The 2883-nt window shown below is 67.3% G+C and carries 3 protein-coding genes; 1 reads left to right on the plus strand and 2 read right to left on the minus strand.

The features are described from left to right. Window positions 1–56: 56 nt before the first annotated feature. Together VXC91_RS44250 and VXC91_RS44255 are read right to left on the minus strand one after the other, a co-directional pair. Window positions 57–296, minus strand: a complete 240-nt coding sequence (locus VXC91_RS44250) for a hypothetical protein (RefSeq protein ID WP_329512993.1) — start codon at window positions 294–296, stop codon at window positions 57–59. 174 nt (window positions 297–470) lie between these two features. Then, window positions 471–1286, minus strand: a complete 816-nt coding sequence (locus tag VXC91_RS44255; protein WP_329512994.1) for an IS5 family transposase — start codon at window positions 1284–1286, stop codon at window positions 471–473. Between the two features lie 216 nt (window positions 1287–1502). Here VXC91_RS44255 and VXC91_RS44260 point away from each other — a divergent pair. After that, window positions 1503–2883, plus strand: a 1381-nt coding sequence (locus tag VXC91_RS44260; protein ID WP_329512995.1) for an NF041680 family putative transposase, incomplete at its 3' end; no start/stop codon positions are given.

Raw genomic sequence — 2883 nt, forward strand, 5'->3', positions numbered from 1 at the left:
GCACGAGCTGCACTCGTCCTCAACGGAATCTGGAAGTGATCACCGCTGAGAAAACCTCATTCGGTGCCACTGGTGAAGATCAACCATGGCCCGTCCACCACCACAGGATCCCCCCACCACACTTCGACGTCGGGTTCGGAGGGCGGTGGTGGTGTCCAGTCAGGATCCAGCGCGGCAATGGCGGCGAACGTCCGCTCAAAGGCATGCTCGTTGAGCAACATGCCTTTGCCGCCAGGTCGGCGGAACACGGTGCCCTCACCCCATACGAACCATGTATCGGCCTCGTCGTCCGACATCCCGTCCCATTCCTCGTGTCGTTCTGTCCGCTCGTTCGAACAGTAGAGGTTGGGCAACATCATGCTGCCGCCGCAGTGTCCCTGATCGTCTGGCTCCGCACTTGATCGCCCGGACAAGCCCGAGAGGCGGCACGGATACGGGTGCGGTCATGGTCGGCGGCTCGGGCGTTCGTCTCAGCGGTGAGTCGTCCATGCCCGCCGGATCAGACTGCGCACGGTGATGATCGAGTCGGCCAGGTCGAAGAATGCGTCGACGACGGTGGCGCGCCGCTCGTAGCAGCGGGCGAGCCGGTAGAAGGCGTTCTGCCAGGCGTGGGTGCGCTCCACGTGCCAACGCTGACTGGCCTGGATGGGCACCTTCTCGCCCTTGTGCGCGATGCGGCTGCGCAGGCCGCGTTCGTCGAGCACAGCGCGGGTCTTGTCCGAGTCGTAGCCGGCGTCCAGGTGCACGGTGACGTCGACGGGCAACGGGCCCAGCTCGTCCAGCCGGTCCAGGGTCGGGGCGAGCAGCGGGGAGTCGTGGCGGTTGGCGCCGGCCAGGACACGGCCCAGCGGAATGCCGTATCCGTCCGTCATGCCCGAGCGTTTCAAGCCCTGTTTGCCGCGGTCGACCGGAGAACGCCCGGCCACTTCGCCGCCTCCGGGAGCCTTGGTGATGGAGCCGTCCACGGCGAGCTGGTCGAGGACGAGGCCCACGATCCGGTCGTAGGAGTCGAGCGCGATCTGCTTGAGCCGGGCGAAGACGCCCAGTCGTATCCACTCGTCGCGGCGGCTGCGGATCGTGGTGGCCGAACAGGTCGTGTCGGCGATCGCCTCGTAAGAACAGCCGAAGCGCAGCAGCTGCAGCATCTTGTCGAAGACGATCCGGTCGCTGATGCGCCGGCGGTGGCAGCCCAGTGGATGGGCCGGATGGTACTCCGACCGCTCGGGCAGCAGGACCGCCAATTGGTCCCAGAGCGGTTCGGTGAGCCACGATGGCAGCGCGGGCACAGGTCTCCCCAGTGATCACAGAGCGTCGCAACTCCATGATCACCGGGACCTGTGCCCGTTCTGTTGTCGGTGTCCCCCAAACGCGCCTGTCCGCGCGACCTCTTAGCTTTACTTTTAACCTCGGCAAGATCGTTTCTTGTCGGAGTTTGTCGTGAGTCGTGACAGCAGGGCGGCCACCCGTCACCTTCAGAGTGCTGAGTCTGTGAAGGTGGGAGGGTGGCCGTGGGTCCGACTATGCCAGGGCTGGCCGCGGTGGTCGAGGGTGAGGCGGTGGCCCGGAGGCGGTTGACCGCGTTCCGAAAGGGCCTGTATCAGTGTCTGTGCTGGCGTGCGGATGCTTTGTTCGAGCTGGTCGATGCGGTGCTGACCGCGCCGGGCCGGGTGGGTTCGCTGGTGGAGCTGTCGGAAGTGAACGCGTTCCGGCGTGGGCATGGCGCCTTGTACGACGCGCTGGCCTGCGGGACGGTCGATACCGGTGCGCTGCGGGGACTGCTGGCGGGTGCCTGGGAGCCGCCGGTAGATGACGGGCCGTTGAAGATCGCGGTGGATGTCTCGCCGTGGCCTCGTCCGGACGCGGAGACCAGTGCGGAGCGGTGCCACTGTTATACGGCCTGTCGTTGCGACGGTTCACGCAAGACGATCCCGGGCTGGCCGTATTCCTTCGCAGCCGGTCTGGAGTGGGGCGCGAGCTCGTGGACGGTGCTGCTGGACGCAGTCCGGATTGGCCCGGACGACGACGCCACCTTGGCGACGGTGCGTCAAGTCGCCTGGGTGGTTGAGCAGTTGACGGCTACGAGCCTGCTCACTGACCGGCCTGCTCCGGTGATGGTGTTCGACTCGGGCTATGACCTGAGCCGGATCAGCTACCTGGCCGGCCGGGAGGGTCTGGCGGTGCAGGTCCTGGGAAGAGTCCGCTCGGACCGGGTGTTCTACGGCGCGGCGTCCGCGTGCCGCCGGGACGCCAGACCGGGGAGGCCGCCCCGGCACGGAGAGCGGTATCCGCTCAAGGCGTGGGCCAGCTGGCCGGCGCCGGACGAGCAGTTGCACGCCGACAGCCCCCGTTACGGAAAGGTCGAAGTCAGTGCCTGGCACGGGCTGCATCAAAAGCTCGGGCGCCAAGGCGGCTGGGCACGTCTGCCCGCGCGGGACGAGTTACCCATCGTGGCGGGCACCTTGGTCCGCATCCACGTCGAGCATCTGCCAGGCAGCCGCACCCCCGAGGACGTATGGCTGTGGCACAACGCCCCCGCCGGAACCGCCTTCGACCTCGAGGTGCTGTGGAAGACCTATCTACGCCGCTTCGATCTTGAACACACCTTCAAAACTCTCAAGACACTTCTGGGCTGGACGCTCCCGCAGATCCGCACTCCCGCCCAGGGAGATCGATGGACCTGGCTCATCCTGGCCGCCTACACCCAGCTCCGCCCCGCCCGCCATCTGGCCCCTGACCTCCGCCGCCGCTGGGAGAAACCCCTGCCCGTCCACCGGGCCCTGACCCCCGGACGCGTCCACCGGGGTTTCGCCCACCTGCGGCGCCTCATGGGAACCCCGGCCAGAAAGCCGAAACCCACCACCCCCGGCCCTGGACGCCCACCCG

The sequence above is a fragment of the Streptomyces chiangmaiensis genome (genome assembly GCF_036281785.1).
Lineage (GTDB): Bacteria > Actinomycetota > Actinomycetes > Streptomycetales > Streptomycetaceae > Streptomyces > Streptomyces chiangmaiensis.

Coding starts and splice junctions, on each gene's coding strand:
- VXC91_RS44250 (WP_329512993.1), bottom strand. CDS start 296: ATGTCGGACGACGAGGCCGATACATGGTTCGTATGGGGTGAGGGCACC.